Origin of the sequence: Paenibacillus sp. LjRoot56 (assembly GCF_964253335.1) — a bacterium.
Lineage (GTDB): Bacteria > Bacillota > Bacilli > Paenibacillales > NBRC-103111 > Paenibacillus_E > Paenibacillus_E allorhizoplanae.
The window spans coordinates 755,149-772,530 of record NZ_CAXURV020000003.1 but is presented as its reverse complement, the minus strand read 5'-3'; the positions used below and the strand labels follow the sequence as shown (position 1 = coordinate 772,530).

Annotated in this window: 8 protein-coding genes; all 8 read left to right on the top strand. The window is 48.4% G+C overall.

The genetic code is table 11. From position 1 onward, the window contains the following. Nucleotides 1-3: 3 nt before the first annotated feature. The 8 genes from ACSQ8O_RS22465 to ACSQ8O_RS22430 all read left to right on the top strand — a co-directional run bounded on the left by ACSQ8O_RS22465 (nt 4) and on the right by ACSQ8O_RS22430 (nt 17,358). The gene (locus ACSQ8O_RS22465) at nt 4-1,512 is read left to right on the top strand and encodes a response regulator (RefSeq protein WP_436243443.1); all 1,509 of its coding nucleotides are present in this window, start codon (nt 4-6) and stop codon (nt 1,510-1,512) included. A gap of 212 nt (nt 1,513-1,724) precedes the next feature. Further along, a complete protein-coding gene (locus tag ACSQ8O_RS22460) occupies nt 1,725-3,266 on the top strand; it encodes an extracellular solute-binding protein (protein ID WP_436243442.1) in 1,542 nt (513 codons plus the stop codon). A gap of 130 nt (nt 3,267-3,396) precedes the next feature. Beyond that, nucleotides 3,397-4,305, top strand: coding sequence for an ABC transporter permease (locus ACSQ8O_RS22455; protein ID WP_436243932.1), 909 nt, complete (start codon nt 3,397-3,399; stop codon nt 4,303-4,305). Further along, entirely contained in the window at nt 4,299-5,159 is an 861-nt protein-coding gene (locus ACSQ8O_RS22450; protein WP_436243441.1) for a carbohydrate ABC transporter permease, read from the top strand. Before ACSQ8O_RS22455 ends, ACSQ8O_RS22450 begins: the two co-directional genes overlap by 7 nt. A gap of 16 nt (nt 5,160-5,175) precedes the next feature. Next, entirely contained in the window at nt 5,176-6,984 is a 1,809-nt protein-coding gene (locus tag ACSQ8O_RS22445) for an FAD-dependent oxidoreductase (RefSeq protein ID WP_436243440.1), read from the top strand. Between the two features lie 15 nt (nt 6,985-6,999). Then, nucleotides 7,000-9,075: a beta-galactosidase gene (locus ACSQ8O_RS22440; protein WP_436243439.1), complete on the top strand. Its 2,076-nt coding sequence runs from the start codon at nt 7,000-7,002 to the stop codon at nt 9,073-9,075. 362 nt (nt 9,076-9,437) lie between these two features. Then, a complete protein-coding gene (locus tag ACSQ8O_RS22435; protein ID WP_436243438.1) occupies nt 9,438-11,714 on the top strand; it encodes a helix-turn-helix domain-containing protein in 2,277 nt (758 codons plus the stop codon). 436 nt (nt 11,715-12,150) lie between these two features. Beyond that, nucleotides 12,151-17,358 carry a CBM96 family carbohydrate-binding protein gene (locus ACSQ8O_RS22430; protein WP_436243437.1) on the top strand — a complete coding sequence of 1,736 codons (5,208 nt, stop codon included), beginning with the start codon at nt 12,151-12,153 and terminating at the stop codon, nt 17,356-17,358. The last annotated feature ends 24 nt before the right edge of the window (nt 17,359-17,382 follow it).

Sequence of the window (17,382 nt, the reverse complement as noted above, 5' to 3'; positions counted from 1 at the left end):
TTCATGTGGAAGGTGCTATTAGTTGAAGATGAAACGCGTGTTAGGCGATTAATTAAAGAGATTATTGATTGGGAAAAGTTAGGGTTCGTAATTATAGGCGAGTCCGCTAACGGGATCGAAGCGCTGAAAGTGATTGAGGAAGAGTCTCCGCATTTCATATTGTGTGATATTATGATGCCGATCATGGATGGGATTGAGCTTCTCCGGAAGGCACGTCAGCAAGGTTTTGAGGGCCCATTCGTCATGCTGACCTGCATGAATGAATTCGAATTGGCCAGACAAGCAGTTGAGTATGGTGCGACCAGCTATATATTGAAGCTCTCGTTGAATGTGGATACGATACGCGAAATGCTAGATAAGGTGAGCCGAGAATTAAGCAAAGCGGCTATACCTGCGCGTCAACTATCGTATCGTGATTTCGAATTATTGTACCGGTATACGTGGAGGCAGATTCACGGTATGGATGACGCAGAGCCGGAACGAAGAGACTTGCTGGATCGTATCTCCACAAGCGGTTTCACACATGTAGATCTTTGTTTAGTATTGCATGGCACCAGTGGGATCGATGAGGAGGAGCTGGCCCGATCCGAGCTGATTATCGCCAAGGAACCATCAGTAATTCATAAATTCAGAATGCATGGATGTACGACATTTTTTTCCTGGGTTTCACGCTCCGAGCATCCTGTTTCGCATGATTTAACCGAGAACAGGGAATTGGCATATTCAGCCGTGTGTGCCTATTCTGTAGCTCTGTCTGAACTGGAATCTACGTGGAGAGGTATGATTAGACGCATCGAGGAGTCCTGGTATGAATGCAGCAAAAGTAGGATGGCCTATTCAACAACAGACTCCAACATTAAACAAAAGCCAGTCCTACCCTCACAAACGCTTTGGAACATGGAACGAGAAATATTACAGGCGTTTGAGCGTCGAGATAAGATTAGCTGCATTCGCCAGTTAAGTATTATGTTTGATGAAATGAAGAAGAACCATACAAGTATGACCGTTGTTATGGAAATGGCGGAACGATTGGATAATAGGTTTGGGGCTATTTCCGGCCATGGAAAAGCCCAAACCGATAATTGGTTGTCCGCGGCAAATCATGAGGAGCTTCGAATTGTTCTGGAGAAAAGGATCGATGATTGGTTAACGAAATGGATAAAGTCAACCACTTTGCCATCGGGCCATCCTGAGATCAACAGGATTGTGGATTATATCCAAAGCCATTACGATAAGGAAATCACGTTGAAATTGATGGCAGAACACGTTGCCTTGGATGAGCACTATTTAAGCGGCCTATTTAGTAAAAAGATGGGTTGTACATTAATTCAATACTTGCACAAAGTGAGAATTGATCAAGCTCGTTTTTATTTGCTACAGTCTACATTAACGATCGGGGAAATTGCTGAAAGGGTAGGATTTGGCAATGTCGCATATTTTGTGAAAATTTTCAAACGCTGGACAGAGCAGACGCCCAGTGAATTTAGAAAGTATCACATGTCGAATGGTTAGATTCAAGCCCCTTTCCTGATTTGAGGAAGGGGCTTGTTTATTCTAGTAGCTTAATTTTGTGTAAGAGGTCACTAAATCTGTTTCTTATACGCTTCCAGGTACAATGGTATGATGAAGGTGTGTTACAGAAAGGGAGAGACATCTACTGCAGGGATTCATCTTCCTTCTATTTTTACAAGCCTAAATTCGATTAAGAAAAGAAGGGGATATCTATGCAAAAATATAAAAAAAAGATTGCGTTATCTGCAACCTCAATTGCACTTATAGGCTGCCTGCTTTCAGCCTGTGGAAATGCTACCACCAACAACAGTCCATCTACAACTCCAGCGGCATCCGCGGAATCATCGAAGATGGTCAAACTCAACATTATAGAAAGTGGGTCGGGCCTTCCAGCTCCGGAGAAAGACTTCGTTCGGGAGAATTTAAACAAGGCATTGAATGCGGATATCAACTTGACGGCTTATGCCTCTGATTATGGCAATCAGCTGAATGTACGAATGGCAGCAGGTGATTACCCGGACTTGTTTGCCGTTGACAAGGCTTCGTTGAAGCAGTTGTCGGATCAAGGGCTTTTGCTCGATCTGACGCCCTATTTCGATAAAGAACTTAAATCAGTCAAAACCTTCATTGGAGATTCCAGTCTGAAGAAAGGTACGGTTAACGGTAAAGTATTTGCAGTTGCACAAGCACCGCAAGCTCCGAAGGCTACTTACTGGATCCGTAAGGATTGGCTGGACAAGCTGCAATTGAAGCTACCAGAAACACTCGATGATCTGCTGACCGTGTCTAAAGCTTTCACAGAGAAAGATCCGGACGGTAACGGAAAAAATGATACTTATGGCATCACAGGCCTGATGGGCTCGACTGGAGTCAGCTTGTTATCCGCTTTTTCTCCTGTATTTGGAGGTTATGGTGTCTCCAATCCGGGTGAATTTTTCGTCAAGGACGGTAAGGTTGTTCAATCGTTATATGACCCAAGCATGAAGGATGCACTGAGCTTTATCACAAAATTCATTGCCAGTGGGTCGGTTGATCCGGAAATGGTATTAAGTGCAGGTACACAGGCAAGGGATAAGGCCGTAAAGGGTCAAGTGGGGATCATCTGGACAGAATGGACGAATTTGACCAATGTGCAGATCGTTGATCAAATCAAGAAAGTTAATCCGAATGCCGAATGGGTGCAGTTAACAGCGCCGAAAGGTCCTGCAGGACAGTTCTCAGGATCAACGGATATTGGAAAAACAGCTGGATTGATGGCAATCCCGAAGTCACTTGAGAAAGACAAGACGAAGCTGCATAGAGTGTTCGACCTCTTGAATTATATCTCCACCGGAGAAGGTTCGAAGCTTGTCCAATATGGCGTGGCGGGTAAGCATTATAATCTGGAAAACGGCAAGGTTGTCCCGACTCCGCTTATGGCCTCGGAAGCCGCATATACGTATCTGTACCAATTTACAGGTCGACCTGACCTTGAATACTTGTCAACCAAGTTTGCAACTCAATTTCCATATATCGATTTTGCGAATAAACAATCACGTATTCAGTCGCTTAACGGATTCCTGAACTATCCGGAGGGTTACAATGATGCCGATGCTAGTCGTTATGTTTCGGAAGAGCTTACGAAATTCATTTACGGGAAGCGGCCAATGAGCCAGTATGATGATTTCCTGAAAAGCCTTGAAACGACAATGAACTACAAGACTTTTCTGAATTCGGCCAACAAGCAGTTGAATGAGTTAGGTTATGGCAAATAAAGCAAACAGTTTTCTGCGAAGAACCGATTACTCTCTTCTCGGTTCTTCGCTTTTTTGGTAAGGAGGGAAACCAAAGATGGATGAAGGAATTTTACAGGTAAGTAAAAAGCAAACGGTACAAAGAGCCCAGATGAAACGACTTAGAAAAGCGATTTGGAGCTATCGGGCACTCTATTTCATGCTGCTGCCGGGAATCATTTACTACATTATTTTTAAGTATATCCCTATGTATGGAATTATTATTGCATTCAAAGATTTTAATTTCTCGGACGGTATCCTGTTCAGTGGATGGGCAGACCCTTGGTACAAGTATTTCAAAATGTTCTATGAATCGCCTTACTTTATACAAGTCATGTCCAACACGTTTATTATTAGTTTCTATAAAATGATTTTCGGCATCGTGCCTCCGATCCTTTTTGCGGTCCTGCTTAACGAATGCCGAGTCCGTTGGTTTAAGTCTTTCATTCAAACGTTAACCTATATGCCTCACTTTTTTTCCTGGGTGATTATTTACGGGATTCTCCTTGCGTTTCTGTCCGAAAGTTCGGGTCTGGTAAACCATTGGATTAAAGATTCTGGAGGTACACCAATCAGTTTCCTTACCTCAACGGAAATGTTTCGGAGTGTGCTTGTTAGTTCTGAAATTTGGAAAGACTTGGGCTGGGGCGCAATCATTTATCTGGCTGCAATGACCGGCATTGACCCAACGCTTTACGAAGCCGCTAAGGTCGACGGGGCAGGAAGGTTTCGAATGATATGGCATATTACGTTGCCCGGGATCCGATCAGTTATCGTCATGCTCCTGATTCTGAAGCTTGGGCACATTCTGGATGCGGGATTTGATCAAATTTACATTCTATACAATGTTCAGGTATACCCGGTTGCGGATATTTTGGACACTTGGGTTTTCCGAACGGGGCTGCAGAAATTGAACTTCAGTCTGGCTGCTGCTGCCGGTTTACTCAAATCATTTGTGGGTTTGGTACTAATACTGTTATCTAACAAGCTTGCAAAGCGTTGGGGGGAGAGCATATGGTAAAACACTGGAATGATAAGTTATTTGACGGAGCTGTGCTGGTAATATTGGGCTTGGCCGGCTTGGCCGCGATCATTCCGGTCATGTATGTGGTTTCAGTATCGATTACCCCAATCTCCGAAGTACTGAAAAACGGAGGATTCGTACTCATTCCGGGAAAAATTGATCTAACTGCTTATAAGCAACTGTTTACGACAACAGGAATACCACGATCGATGTGGGTGACTGCCTTGTTGACCGTTATAGGAACCATAGTTAATTTGGTTTTGACGCTTCTCATGGCGTATCCGCTTAGCCGGAAGAAGTTGCCTGGCCGCAGTTTCTTTCTTTTTATGGTTGTCTTTACGATGTTGTTTAACGGAGGATTGATTCCTACTTATATTGTCGTGAAGAATATAGGATTACTCAACTCTATCTGGTCCATGATATTGCCTAGTGCAATATGGACGTTCAATATTCTCATTATGAAAAGTTTCTTTGAAAACTTACCGGAGGAATTGTTCGAATCCGCCCGGATGGATGGAGCCAAGGAGATGCGTATCTTGACGCAGATTGTCGTACCTTTGTCGGTTCCATCCTTAATGACAATCGGCTTGTTTTATACCGTTGGTCATTGGAATGAGTTTTTTCAAGCCATCATGTATATGACGGACAGAGACTGGTTCCCATTGCAAGTGATAGTAAGGGAAATTCTGATTCAGACGCAGCAACCTTTGGAGAATGCTGAAAACTTGATGCCTACCGAAACATTGCAGATGGCGTCTGTGATTACGGCATCATTGCCAATCATTGTCCTGTACCCATTTCTGCAGAAACATTTTACCAAGGGTATGCTTTTAGGCGCGATCAAAGGTTGATAAAGGGGGAGTTCACATGCAATTGCGTACAGACATACTAGTTGCAGGAGGTGGGATTTCTGGCGTGGTAGCTGCATTGGCAGCTGCTCGTAATGGTGCGAAGGTCATAATATGTCAGGATCGGCCTGTATTGGGTGGTAATGCTTCTTCTGAGATTCGTATGCATATCGTTGGGGCAGCAAATTCCAAGCGGAAGCAGGATTTGGAGACGGAAGCGAGAGAAGGCGGCATACTTGAAGAAATTCTGCTTGAATGTGCCATCCGCAATCCACAGCGAAGTGCATCGATGTTCGATCTCATCTTATATGAAAAGTGCAGAGCGGAACCGAACCTGAAATTAATGCTCAATACGGTAGTCACTGGTGTGCGGATGGAGGGCAGCCGAATTCTGTCCGTACTGGCTGCCAGGGAAAGTACGGAGCATTATTTTGAAATCTTCGCCAGCATCTTCATGGATTGTACGGGAGATGGGCGTCTAGGCAAAGAAGCGGGAGCATTGTTCAAGACAGGCCGGGAATCTTCCAAACAATACGGTGAGTCCCATGCAGGAGAAGAAGCTGATCCGTACCGTCTCGGTTCTTCGCTGCTGTTTACAACCCGGAATATGGGCAAACCGATGAAGTATATCCCACCCGCATGGGCTAAAAAGTATACAGAAGCGGATTTAAAGTTCCGCGACCACTCCTCATGGGAATATGGATATTGGTGGGTGGAGTTCGGCGGTTTGCTGGATACGATTGCCGATAACGAAACGATCCGCGATGAACTGCTTGCCATTATGATGGGCGTCTGGGATCATATCAAGAACAGCGGCAACCATCCGGAGTCGGAGAACTGGGCTTTGGATTGGTTCGGCTTTGTCCCCGGCAAACGGGAGTCTCGCCGATTTATCGGCAAGCATCTCCTCACGCAATCGGATTTGGAAGAAGCTGTCCATTTTGAGGATGTGATTGCGTATGGCGGGTGGCCGATGGATACGCATCCACCACAGGGGATCGAAGCAAAAGATCAGGATCCTTGCAGTCAGCCGGTTACCAATTATGTATACGGTATCCCGTTGAGGGCATTGGTTAGCGCCAATGTGGACAATCTGATGTTTGTAGGACGGAACATATCCGCTACGCATATTGCTTTTTCAAGTACCCGTGTTATGGCAACGTGCGGTGTAATGGGACAGGGGGCAGGAACGTTCGCAGCGCTTGCGATTTGTAATGGGATCACACTGGATCAAGCATGGCGTGACCCGGAGTTGGTCCGAAATACGCAGCAGTTGCTGATCAGACAGGATGCCTATTTGCCTGGCATTCAGGCGGATCCCAATCTGGCGAGTCAGGCTACTGTCCGGGCTTCATCTGAGCAGTCGGAGGGGTTGGCTTCGAATGTCATTGACGGACATACCCGTTCCATACATGGATCGAGAGGGGTAAGACCGGATCTATCTGTTCCTGGCACCCACCGCTGGATGGCAAAGCCGGAAGACCGGGAGCCTTGGATTGAGCTGGAGTGGAAAGAACCGGTAGCTATCCGCGATATCACCATCGTGCTTGATACGGGCATGCATCGGAGGCTAACACTGACACACGATGACAACCTGCACCAACAGAACGTGTGGGGGCCGCAGCCGGAAACCTTAAAGGAGTTTCGGATACTGGCTTATTTAGAGGGTTCGTGCGAAGAAGGCATTCAAGTGATGCACGTCCAGGATAACTATCAGCGGCAAGTTACATGTCAAGTTCAGTTGGAGCAGGTGCGTAAGCTTCAGCTGGAGGTCCTGGGTACCAATGGATTGGATCATGCTCGAATTTTTGAAATTCGATGTCATTGAAGGAGGGATATGCCAATGAGCCAACGCAAGCCACTGTTTCCGCAATTGAATCGGATGCTGCACGGGGCGGATTATAACCCCGAGCAGTGGATCCATATGCCCGAAGTCTGGGATGAAGATATGCGTCTGATGCATCTAGCCAAGTGCAATGTCATGACCATGGGCATGTTCTCCTGGTCCAGTCTGGAGCCGAATGAAGGACAATTCGAATTCGGATGGCTTGACGGAATCATTGATAAACTGACGCTCAACGGCATCTCGTTCATTCTGGGTACGCCAAGCGGGGCGCGGCCGGCATGGCTGGCCCGTAAATACCCGGAGGTGCTTCGGGTCAGACCGGAACGAGTGCGTAATTTGTATGGAACCCGGCATAACCATTGTTATACGTCGCCTATATATCGGGAGAAGGTCAGGATTATCAATACATTGATGGCGGAACGTTACGGCAAACATCCCGATTTGCTGCTGTGGCATATCTCCAACGAATACAACGGGGAGTGCCACTGCGATTTATGCCAGGCAGCATTTCGTGAATGGTTGAGGAAGAAATACAACGACGATTTAGACAGTTTGAACCAGGCGTGGTATACGACCTTTTGGAGCCACACCTATTCAGATTGGAATGAAATTGAGTCGCCTTCCCCTATTGGGGAACATATGTTGCACGGTTTACAGCTGGATTGGAAACGGTTTGTCACCGATCAGAGCATTGATTTTATGCTTCATGAGATTGCGCCTCTGAAGCGGCTTACCCCTGATATTCCTGTCACGACGAATTTCTTGGGCGGGTGTAACATCAATTATGAACGAATGGCCGAGCATGTGGATATTGTTTCGTGGGACAGCTATCCGTATTGGCACAGCAGGAATCCCGACTGGCGGACGGCTTGCCATGCAGCGTTCACCCACGACCGGTACCGTTCGTTCAAGCCCGATAAACCTTTTCTGCTGATGGAATGCACACCGAGCTTGGCAAACTGGCAGGAGGTTGCCAAGCTGAAGCGACCCGGCATGCATGCGTTGTCCTCCATACAAGCTGTGGCTCACGGCTCTGATTCCGTTCAATACTTCCAGTGGCGTAAGAGCAGAGGAAGCTCGGAGAAGTTCCACGGTGCTGTTGTGGACCATAGCGCACACGAGTATACGAGAGTTTTTAGCGATGTAGCGGAATTAGGTGCTTACTTGGAACGACTACAGCCTGTTAACGGTACGATTATCCGGGCGGAAACCGCACTCATTTACGATACTGAAAATAAATGGGCGGTGGAAGGAGCAGCAGGGCCGAGAAAACCGAATCTTAGCTACGATCAGGAAGTGTTCCGCCACTATGAGCCATTTTGGAAGCAAGGTATTCCTATAGACATTATATCCATGGATCGTTCACTAGAGGGCTACAAGCTCGTGATTGCTCCGATGCTATACATGTTGAAGCAGGGGACGGCAGAACGATTTGAGGCATTTGTCCGATCAGGGGGTACGCTTGTCCTAACGTACTGGAGTGGAATTGTCGACGAGAATGATCTCTGTTTCCTGGGCGGCTTCCCGGGACCGCTTCGTAAGCTAGCTGGGGTATGGTCAGAAGAACTTGATGCTCTTTATCTAGAAGATCACAATTCACTCGTTATGAAGGAGAACGCATTGGAAGGCTTATCGGGAACATATTCGGTATCTTTGATGTGTGATCTGATTCATGTCGAGACGGCGAAAGTTCTTGCAGAATACCAGGAGGATTTCTATCAAGGGTATCCTGCCTTGACCGTAAACCGATTTATAGATGGGGAAGTTTACTATATGGCGGCTCGAACCGAGCCATCGTTTCTGGAAGATTTTTATCCCGCGCTGGCAGGTCGTTGCAGGTTGGGCCGTGCGCTTCAGGCAGATTGGGCGGAGGGCGTCAATGCGCAGGTCCGTACGGATGGCGACCGGGACTACATCTTCCTTCATAATTTCACTAATAAAGAGCAGAGCATCCTATTGAGGGAGATTGTCACCGATCTGGACGGAATCCCAGTAGAACAAAAATTGTGTCTTCCAGCTTACGGATATCGTGTGTTCATTAGGGAAGGAAATGTTTTTAAGGCTAATGTCTGAAAGGGCGAGCCTTCCAGTTTTCCTGAAGCGAGACTCTTAATTATCCCAAATAAGTATTGTTAAATTTCAAAAAGGTCGCCTCTTAAGCATTATAAAGAAGCGACCTTTTGAAGTACATCCGGAAACTTTGGATGCACAGTACGGTAAGTTGGCTGTTAGTTCGTGGCTGGAACGCGTGAATTAAGGTCAATTGAGTTGAAACACAACATGGCATTTGTAGCTTATTTTTTACCGGTTGAAAGTGGATTTAGTACATCGGATCTGGGCTAATGTTCATTTACACGGGGAGGAAACTAATGATAAAATTCGTTGAGTAATGCTATGTCTATAAATAGAGCGCTTACATTGCGGGGGCCTGCGGCATGAGAGAAAGTAAATTTTTTGTTCAGCTGTTCGCAGCTATTATGGTTTTTGTGGTGGTCTACACCTTTATTGCGTCGGGGATCTTCTACTACAAGAACAATGAGCTTGTTAATCATGATCTGGACAATGCCCAGAGGCAACTGGTGGAACAAGCGGAAGAGAAGCTGGACACCTACTTGTTGGTGGCCACTAACTTGATTTACCAACTGAGGACCAATGACCATATGAACGACTATGTCAAAAGCGGGGGAGCAGATCCATATGCTGTTACGAAGCTGCATTTGGATCTAATAGATATGGTGGGAGCCTTCGCCGATTTTGGTTATATGATCGGGATCACCAACAAGGATGGCTCTGTTGTGATCACCCCGGAGCATACTATTGACAAAGAGCGCTATTACCAGGAGATCGGCCTGACTCACGATGAGATCTTGATAGTGAAAAACCATCTGGAAAGCAGCCGAACCGGTGCTTTCCTTACGGTTCCGAAGCACCCTGGGGCGGAGGTGGAACGTCGAAACACTGCGTTGACTCTGGTGCGTAAGGAAAAAATCGGGGAGAATGGGGAGTTCATTGTTTTTGTAAACTTCCCTGAGAAGCAATTCTCTTTGCAGTTGAGTTCGTCAGAAACGGAAGCCTTCGGAATTGTTAACGGCAACGGCTTGGTTTCTATGCAATCCGATCTTGACCGAGCTAAGTTGGAAGGACTTATGGTGCCTTTTATCCGGGAAGGGGGGATGGAGAACCATGAATATTTCCGGACCGAAAGCGGCCGTTACTTCATTCATGCCGTTCCGTCCAAGGTTATGCGGGATTGGCGCTATGTGTATCTGGTGCCAAAAAATAAAATGGACAAGAGCACCCGCAACCTGCTCATGGAGTCCCTTTTGGTCTACATGGCTTTGGGAATTTGGGGGGCGGGCTTGGCTTACATGTTTTCCAGGCGCATGTATCGACCTGTCCGCAATCTAGTCCGTTCCTTTAAGGGAATCGATATCGACAGTGAAGCTCGGGATGAATTTGCCTTCGTGCAGGAGGCAGCTTCTCGGATTCATACTGCCAATGCCAATCTCAGGGAGATGATGTCCGCCCATCGAGCTCCATTGAAGATCAACTTTATCCGAGATTTGTTATGGGGCATGGTTCCCGACCACAGGCTTCAGGAGGAGCTGGAGAAACACGGGTTGGAGGCATTCAACGGCCATCTGACAGTGGTCATTGTCGAGTTTGCCAATTACAAGGAGTTGGAAGAGGAATATTCCAAGGAACTGATTTTAAAACTCAAGCCTCAAATAGCGATTATTTTGGAGGAGCAACTTCGTCAACAGACGGAAACAGAGGTGGTAGAGATAACATACAAGGGGTTTGTACTGCTTCTACGAGAGACAGATCCGTCTGTGCTCAAAAAAATGTTGGATGGCGCCCTGAAGACCATAGAAGCGAGCATGGAGTTTCCTATGGTGGCAGCCATCGGTTCTCCGTCGGAAAACCTTCCTGAAATTGAAAAATCATACCAGAGCGCACTGCAAATTATGGACTATTGGTATTCCATTCATAACCAGACCATCTTGACCTGGACAGATCTGGAGGATACCATTCAGGAAAGCTTCTTTTATCCACTGGATCTGGAGTCTAGCTTCATTCATTACCTGCTGCGTGGCAAGGAAAAAGAAGCGGAGAATCTGTTGAACCGGGTGCTAGAGGAAAACTTTGTTAAACGGAAGCTTAGCGACGAGGTGCTGTCACAATTCCATTATGCCATAATTACCACTGTTAACCGGGTTGTGCACCAACTTGGCCAGATGCCCGTAGAATTCTTTGGGGATGAGATCAGCCTATACGCAGAGTTCAAGATGGTTCCGGTAAGAACGGAAATGCCCGATCGAATCCGTAAGCTGTTCTTTTGGATGCTTGGAAGGATCAAAGGCAAAGATGACCGTATGGACAATGCCCAAGTGAGCCGGATCATTGAATTCATTGCCGAAAACTACGCGGCGGATTTGTCCCTACAGTATTTGGCGGAGCATTTTGGCTTGTCCGCAGGTTACATCGGCACCTTGTTCAAGAGTCATACGGGAGAGAACTTCAGGGATTATCTGAATATCTGCCGCGTTACGAAGGCCAAGGAGATACTGAGTCAAGAGGATGTGAAAATTAACGATTTGGCGCTGCGCGTCGGCTGCACCAATTCCCACACTTTTATCCGTATGTTCAAAAAGTACGAAGGAGTGTCTCCAGGCCAATATCTGAAGGATCGTGATGGGCATGCCGAATAGGTATGCCTTTTCATTCGGGCACATTTCAGGAATAAATGAATTATTATGCGGGTGATCTAGGATATTGCACATGAAAACTTGGATTCTGAACATGTACGTTCCTCTATGCTGGATGTTACAGTTTGGTCGCAGACAAGAATGCGCTTACATGAAAAGGTTTACAAAAAGATGAAAAGGAGGTGCTAAAACTATCGCTTACCCCCATCTTGAAAACAGGCTTGATCAACATCACATTGTGGAACAAACTGGCCTGGAATTCAGAAAGTTATACTGAACGAGGAAAAACGGCAAGAGAGTAAACGGCCACTTAGTCTTATCGCCTGGTTGTAGACCTTATCCGGCGCGTTCGCTTTGCCAGCATGAATCTGGGTGGACCTTGCTGACCGCTGATTACCGAATTCCGTCACATATTTAACTGTAAGGGAGTTGGTTATTCATGATTGAGAAATGGAAGAAGCTTATAAGCATGCTGTTGTGTCTATTGCTGCTGCCGGGACTTCTGCCTGCCGGGCTTTCCGGCGGTTGGGGGGCGGCTCCGGCTAAAGCAGAATTGCAGGAAGAGATAAACAGGATACTAAATCCAGTTATGGATACGTATATGGATGGGGGGGTTTCCCCGGGTACAGACGAAGAGCAGTCGAAATCCTTCGGTACATCAAGTGTCATGGCCTTATACGGATATAACGATGACTTTAGCAGCCCCCAGAGCCACAGGATCGGCCTTATGAAGTTTGATTTGAACAATTTGGGCAGTTTTAACAGTGCCAAGCTGCGTATGTACTGCGTCTCCAATTGCACTTATACTGCACCGGACAAATATGTAAGCGCGTACAAGATCTCTGGTGACCAATGGGACGAACAAACGCTTACCTGGCTCAACCGTACGGATTTTCCTGCCGGAATGACGGCAGCCCAACTAAACGGCATTTTCCTGAACAAAACTACCGTTGGAGGGGGGGCTGGCTGGTACGAATGGGATTTGACGGATTACATGCTGCAGCAGAAGGCAGAAGACGGGATTGCCTCGATCGCCTTGCGCTCGCAGAATCAGAAGGTCTACTTTGCCGCCAGTAACAGCGGCAATGCGGCCCAAAGGCCGTATCTTCTGCTGAGCACCGATAGAACACCGCCGGCTTTGTCTAGAGCTCCGGTAAGTGGCGGGAACACCGTGATCGATCTGCAATTTGACGAGCCCATTCTGAATAATCTTGCAGACGGTTCGGCCTTGAAAGTGGCGCTAGCGCTTAATGTCGGAGGAACAGGCTTCAGTCCTTTGGGGGCGGGAGATACAGTTGTCATCAATGGCAATAATTTGACTGTCACCATGATGAACAGGCTGGCTGTCCCGGGTGCCCGTATCCGACTGTCAGCTGATTCGCTAAAGGATAGTATTGGGAACAAGGTACCTCAATTAGACATTCCGCTGGAGTACGATGCCGAGTCTCCTGCGATAACCTCAACAGCCGTCAGCGGAATGAACAAGCTGGTAACTCTGAATTTCAACGAAAGTATCATCAGTACGGCTGCAGATGTGGTGGCGCTGAAGGCGGCTGTGTCGGTAGACCGGAATAGCGGCGGATTTGTTCCTCTTGCCACCGGTGATACGGTTACGCTGAACGGTAATCAGCTAGTAATTACCTTTCAATCGGCCTTGTCTAACAATGCTCAAATTCGCATTGACAGCGGTGTACTGAGAGATTCGGCAGGCAATGCGGCGAGCGTTCTGACTGCCTTGGCGCAGCTCGATTTCGTGCCGCCGATTTACCAGGGTGGGGATATTCTTTCCTTCAACAAGCGGATTGTCCTCAAGTTTAACGAGCCTCTAACCGCCGCCGTCACTGACTTGAAGTCAGTGGTTACCATAGAGAGGAATGGCACGGGTTTTGCGGTGCTCAGTCCGTTAGATACGGTTCAGATTAGCCGAAGCAGCTTGGTACTGGATTTGGATGAAGCCATTTCCGGGCAGACGAGAATCAAGGTCGCCGCCAATTCCCTGAAGGATGATTCCGGCAACATTCTTGCGTCGGAGGTGCCATCTAACCCCATCAACGCTTACTTCGCCAATTATCCATATCCCGGTTTTCTCACGGGGCGAGTGGAAAAAGCTATTGCCCTTGATATGAAAACTCCCGCTGATCGTGGAGTGGTGACGGAGGAATACAGAAAATTTGTGGTGCTGTCTACGGAGCTGGCTCGGGGAGAGCGCAGCTCGGCTGTGGTGCTGGCATTTACGAACGCTGTCCGAAAGATGATCACGGAGTATGACTACATGCCTGATGTGTTTGGCGGGTTGGAGGCTCGGAACAACGTCAGTCTGACATACGGATTGGCGCTGGTTTGGCAACAGTCAGATATTATGAGCCAATTTACGGAAGCGGAGAAGAGCAAGTTGATCACGTTTCTTAAGGCGGAGCTGGTGTCGAGCGCCTATGTACTCAGCGACAAGAACGCCGATGGCAGCGCCCGGTCCAACAGTAAAAGCCGCAGAGAATTGGACGGCGGCACAAATAGTTGGCCCCATACAGGCCCGAACTATATGGAGCCCATATTCGGCGTGATGTTTGCGGCACAGATGGTACTTGGCCTGCCGCAGTCGGATCGCTTTTTGAAGACCTACGACCACAATGCGTTTATTGCCGAGCTGGAGGCCCAGGGCTTAAGTCGGATCAAAGCCTCTTTCGCCAAAACAACAGTCTCGGAAATCCAGCCAGTGGTTCGATTCCAAAGCTGGAGTTATAAAACGTCAAGCGGGCAAATCGTTACCATGAAACAACTGCTGGAGGACCCGGTTAAGGCGTTTGACGCCATGGAGCAGTTCACCTTCGAGCATCCTGCGGAGGAAGGGCATTATATGGGGCAGCTGGGCATGCTGAAGGAATTTCATTCCTCGGACTCCGGAGGAAACCGGGAAAGCTCAGTGTATGCCAAACATGGAGTGGACCCGGCGCTCATGAACCGTACCCTGCTGGAATATTACGGATTTATGTCCCAGACCGCCTATCCGGAGGCGCGGAATCGAATTGAGGACCTGCAGAAGGTGGGGTTAGACGACTATTACACGAAGGTGGTCAACGGCTTTTATACAGTATCTTCCACCAGCGCGCAGACCTATTATTACAGCAACGATGTGATGTCGGAATTCGCCGCCGCACGTGGGCTGTACCAGCCTGCCGCTTGGAATGACACCTTTAATTACGACCCGTTAGCTACAGATCCAGAGTTGACCGCCGCTGCCAATTGGAACTTCAGCGGAGGAAGCTGGACCCCGGAGTTTAAGGTTATCGTGCCATACAATATCAAGAAGGCCGCCAATTCCAAATTTCCCGCCGCAGGCACTCAGGACCCGCAGGAACGGTCGCTGAGGCTTTCCGGGGGCGACGGCCAGGCGGTTGCGTACTCCAAGCGCAGCTTCGGGGATATCCGCTATATCACGTGGGTTCAGTTCGACGCGGCCGATCAAATCGGGCTGGTAGGAAAAGTGGTGGATGAGGTACATTATTATGCCCTTGTATATGATCATCTCCGCAAGAAGGTAGCCATCCAGAAAAAAGCGGGTGCAACCGTGACCACTTTGGCGGAAGCTTCGTATGCTTTAAACGTCGGGAAAGCCTATCGTTTCCAAGCTGATTTCATCGGCCAGTCCATCAAGTTTTATATTGACGGCAAGCTGCTGCTATCGGCAACGGATTCCTCCGCTTCCCAGACAAGGGGCGGCGTGGGGTTCATCGGGCAACGGAGCGCAGCCAATTTCGACGCAGTTGTGGTTCAGTATCCCGTGCCTACAGCTCCGGAGCTTATTACCATCGATATCGGGGAAAACCAGCTAACCCTCAACTACAGCAAAATTCCCGATGCCATCGGTTACAAAATCCGGTACGGGACAGCACCGGGTGTGTATACCCAAGTGCTAGATACCAGAAGAGATGGAACGGAAACGGTTCCGGGTCTTACCAACGGCACGGTGTACTATTTTGCCGTTTCCTCCGTAACAAATGACGGCGAAAGCGCGCTGTCCAATGAAATGGCCCGGGCCCCTGCCGTCAACACAGCGGTTCAGCCTGTCCTGCAATCGGTGGTGCCCGCAGGTTCCAGAGTGCTACTCAGCTTCAGCACGGACCCGCTGAATACGGAATATACCATTCACTACGGATACAGCCCCGGCGTATATTCCAACACCATCACGGGAGTAACGTATTCCAACTATGAGGTGCCGCTCTCATTTGCCCGGGTGCCATATTACTTTGCGGTTTCTGCTGCCAACGCCACAGGCAGCAGTCCCAATTCCAACGAATTGACTGGGCAATCGAATAGCGAAACGATGTACATTGACGATTTCGGTCAGGGAGCTTACGGGGCCTATTGGACGGGAAAGCAGGGCTTCTCCCTGACAGGCGATGGACAGCTCAAGTCTGCCTCCACGGGGCTTAGCCGGGCCTGGCTGGCGGCCGGCTATGAATGGCAGGACTATTCGGTTTCCGCTGATATTACCTATACCGGCACTCAAGCGCAGCAGCTCCTCCTTCTGGGACGGGCAACCAACGTGAACAATTACTATTTACTGGGCTATTATTTCGGGGAGTACGCTATCCTGAAGAAGGTCGACGGCGGAGCGGTGACCAAGATTGCCGCTATGGCCGCTCCCTCCTTGCAGACGGGGGACCAATTGGCATTGAGGGCGGAATTCAAGGCCAACCGGATCAGCTTATATGTCAACGGGCAGCTGGCAACGGAAACGACAGACTCCAGCCTGGTCAGTGGAACGGCGGGTTTTCTGACCAATAATACTCTGGCCCTTTATGATAATCTGAGAGTAATATCCGCTGCCTCTGAGCCTCCAGCAGAGATCCAACGTGACATCATCATGGACAACGGAAATGCAGATCTGACGGGAATCTGGACGTCATCCTCTTACAATGCCAATTATTACGGAAACGACTATGTGTTTGTACGAAACGGTACCGGAACGGAGACGGCAATATGGAGACCGAATATTGGGCAGGCCGGAAATTATGAGGTATATGTCTGGCTTCCCGATGGGGCATCCAACCGGAGCACGTCTGTTCCGTATTCGGTATATTACTATGGAGGCTCCCAAACTTATGCCGTTGACCAGACGGTTGTGCCGGGAGGCAAATGGATCCTGCTTGGTGTCCATCCCTTTGCTGCGGGCCAATCCGGCTATGTACAAGTGGCTAATAAGACGAGTCTGACTATCGCCGATGCTGTCCGGTTTGTGCTTGTACCGGACATCGTGATAGACAACAAGGAGGCGAGTTTGCAGGGCGTCTGGACGCCCTCTACCTATAACGCCAATTATTACGGATCCGATTACAGCTATGTTCGAAACGGTTCCGGAACAGAAACCGCGGTGTGGAGACCGGATATTTGGCGTTCCGGGAACTATGAGGTCTATGTATGGTTACCAGATGGGGCATCCAATAGGAACACGTCTGCACCGTATACGGTATATTTCGACGGCGGCTCCCAAACCTATGCTGTCGACCAGACGGTTGTACCAGGAGGCAAATGGATCCTGCTTGGTGTCCATCCGTTTGCTGTGGGCCAATCCGGCTATGTGAAGCTGGCTAATCAGGTGAATTTGACGACCATCGCCGATGCAGTCCGGTTTGTGTATGTCCGATAAAAACCAGTCACCGTCGACAATATA

What these genes read in the sequence shown, in the direction of transcription:
- ACSQ8O_RS22460 (WP_436243442.1), top strand. Translation starts at nt 1,725, where the DNA reads ATGCAAAAATATAAAAAAAAGATTGCGTTATCTGCAACCTCAATTGCA.
- ACSQ8O_RS22455 (WP_436243932.1), top strand. Translation starts at nt 3,397, where the DNA reads ATGAAACGACTTAGAAAAGCGATTTGGAGCTATCGGGCACTCTATTTC.
- ACSQ8O_RS22465 (WP_436243443.1), top strand. Translation starts at nt 4, where the DNA reads ATGTGGAAGGTGCTATTAGTTGAAGATGAAACGCGTGTTAGGCGATTA.
- ACSQ8O_RS22435 (WP_436243438.1), top strand. Translation starts at nt 9,438, where the DNA reads ATGAGAGAAAGTAAATTTTTTGTTCAGCTGTTCGCAGCTATTATGGTT.
- ACSQ8O_RS22450 (WP_436243441.1), top strand. Translation starts at nt 4,299, where the DNA reads ATGGTAAAACACTGGAATGATAAGTTATTTGACGGAGCTGTGCTGGTA.
- ACSQ8O_RS22440 (WP_436243439.1), top strand. Translation starts at nt 7,000, where the DNA reads ATGAGCCAACGCAAGCCACTGTTTCCGCAATTGAATCGGATGCTGCAC.
- ACSQ8O_RS22445 (WP_436243440.1), top strand. Translation starts at nt 5,176, where the DNA reads ATGCAATTGCGTACAGACATACTAGTTGCAGGAGGTGGGATTTCTGGC.
- ACSQ8O_RS22430 (WP_436243437.1), top strand. Translation starts at nt 12,151, where the DNA reads ATGATTGAGAAATGGAAGAAGCTTATAAGCATGCTGTTGTGTCTATTG.